The following is a 2,178-nucleotide window of genomic DNA, read 5'->3' on the forward strand; positions in this document are numbered from 1 at the left end:
GGGCGGAGGGCGGGAAGGGCGGGATGAGCCCGGTGAGCGCGGCGACCCCGATGAGGAGGAGGGCCGCCTGGACGAGGATGAGCGCAGACAGCGCCGCGGTCGCCGTGAAGGGCGGCGCGGGCGTGAACATGTGGCTGAAGGCGTAGCTCCACGAGATGCCGGCGCGCGGGTACTCCCCCATCGCGCGGATGCGGCTCGTCGTGAGGAGGAGGAAGGGCGTGCCGAGTGCGAGGGCCCCGACGATCCCGGCGCCGATCGCGCGCGTCGAAGCGCCCTCGTCGATGGCGGCGCGCCCGATCTTCCAGAGCCCGCCGAGGAGCGGCGGGAGGAGGAGGGCGGCGAGGACGAAGGCTGAGCTCGGGTGAGCGGCGGTCGCGCCGAGGGCTCCGAGGACGACGGCGAGGCCGAGCGGGACGTGCGACGCGAGAGCCCGGAGCGATCCGAGGTCGGCGCGCATCCGCCGCCCGACGATGACGGCGAGCGCGACGACTCCCGGGACCGCGGCGAGCCCCATCGCGTTCGGCCACTGGTTGTACATCGTGAGGTTGTCGGCCGGCATGTCGAGGAGGAGGCCGGCGAGGATCGGGGACGCGAGGATCGCGCCGCGGCGGCGCGTGACGACGCTGGTGAGCGCGGTCGCCCCGAGGACCCACACGATCATGAGGACGATCGACGACGCGTTCGACGCGCGGATCACCGTCGTCGGCGTCGAGAAGAGGGCGGTGAAGGCGTGCCAGGTCGTCGGGTAGAAGACCTTCCGGCCCCCGTAGAGGTCCGCGAGGCCGCCGAAGGGCGAGGCCGAATGGGAGTGGAGCATCGACCACACGCCGTTGAGGTGGAAGGTCGAGTCCCACTGCTGGGCGGGCAGACGCGGATCGGCGCGCAGGAGCATGGGGAGGGCCGCGAGGAGCGCGCCGACGCCGATCATCGCCCAAGTCGAGGCGCGCACGCGGCTCTGCGCCTCGCCGAGGGGTCGGCGCGGACCGATCGCGGCGACGATCCCGCCGGGCTGGAGGGTCCCGCCGCCGGCGCGGCGCGCGGATTCGAAGAGCCAGACGACCGCGCCGAGCGCGCCGACGAGCCCGAGGACCGGGAAGACCTTCGCGCGCTCCCAGTCGACGCCGGCGACGTCGAAGACGATCGAGAGCGCCGTGAGGATCGCCATCGTCATGCCCGGCGCGACGGCGAGGGCGACGACGGAGGAGCGGACCCGCGCCCGCACCCAGAAGACCGTGGGCAGGGTGAGGACGACGAGCATCCCGACCATCGTCGGGACGACCGTCCACCACTGCCCGATCATCGGGTCACTCCTCGACGGTCTCCGACTCGGCGGCCGCGGGGGCGGACGGGGCGGCGGCCGCCTTGCGGCGCTGCGCGAGGACCTCGACGACCATCGGGATGAGGGAGACGAACACGATCGACAGGATGATGAGCGAGAGGTGGTCGTGGACGAACTGGACGCCGCCGAGGACCGAGCCGAGGTAGGTGATCCCCGCGCCCCACAGGAGCGATCCGAGGGAGTTGAAGACGAGGAACTTCGGATACGGGTAGCGGGCGATGCCGGCGGCGAGCGGGATGAAGGTGCGGACGAAGGGGATGAAGCGCCCGATGACGAGGGAGCGGCCGCCGTATTCGGCGAAGTAGTGCTCCGCCTTCGCGAGGTGCTCCGTCTTGAGGAAGCGCGCGTCGTCGGAGAAGAGGCGCCGTCCGAAGCGGGCGCCGAGCCAGTAGCCGATCTGCGCGCCGATGAACGCGGCGACGAAGGTGAGGGCGACGAGCGTCGGGAGGTGGAGCCCGAGGCGGTCGTGAAGGAGGCCCGCCGTGAAGAGGAGCGAGTCGCCGGGCAGGACCGGGAAGAGGACCCCGGACTCGACGAGGACGATCCCCAGCGTCCCCCACAGGACCCACGGGCCCATGGCGAGGAGCAGGGCCTCGGGGTTGTGGAACCACCCGAGGAACGTCTGGAGCCATGAGGCGTCGGCCATCGGGACGAGGGTCGGAAGAATCACGCGCTCTCCTTGTCTTCGCGTCTGCGGTCCCCACCCTACCCGGGCCCGGGCCGCCGGTAGGATCGGGGCCATGGATGGCAAGGAGATCGAGGTCGCGCCCGCGAGCGCGGGCGCCCCGATCCCCGCGCCCCCGGACGGCGCCGCCGCGGAGATCGACGAGGACGGTCGA

The 2,178-nt window shown here is 72.5% G+C and carries 2 protein-coding genes; both read right to left on the minus strand.

What is annotated here, in order from left to right; genetic code table 11:
• Positions 1-1,300 (minus strand): DUF6541 family protein (locus tag DY157_RS11150; RefSeq protein ID WP_328587407.1); only part of this gene is annotated, 1,300 nt, incomplete at its 3' end.
• Positions 1,301-1,304: 4 nt separating this feature from the next.
• Positions 1,305-1,985 carry a DedA family protein gene (locus DY157_RS11155; RefSeq protein ID WP_115728718.1) on the minus strand — a complete coding sequence of 227 codons (681 nt, stop codon included), beginning with the start codon at positions 1,983-1,985 and terminating at the stop codon, positions 1,305-1,307.
• Positions 1,986-2,178: the final 193 nt, after the last annotated feature.

It is taken from the genome of Actinomyces culturomici, assembly GCF_900499005.1.
Classification (GTDB): Bacteria; Actinomycetota; Actinomycetes; order Actinomycetales; family Actinomycetaceae; genus Pauljensenia; species Pauljensenia culturomici.

Bases quoted from the DNA above. Each gene is read 5' to 3' on its own strand.
- DY157_RS11155 (WP_115728718.1), bottom strand. From the start codon at position 1,985: ATGGCCGACGCCTCATGGCTCCAGACGTTCCTCGGGTGGTTCCACAAC.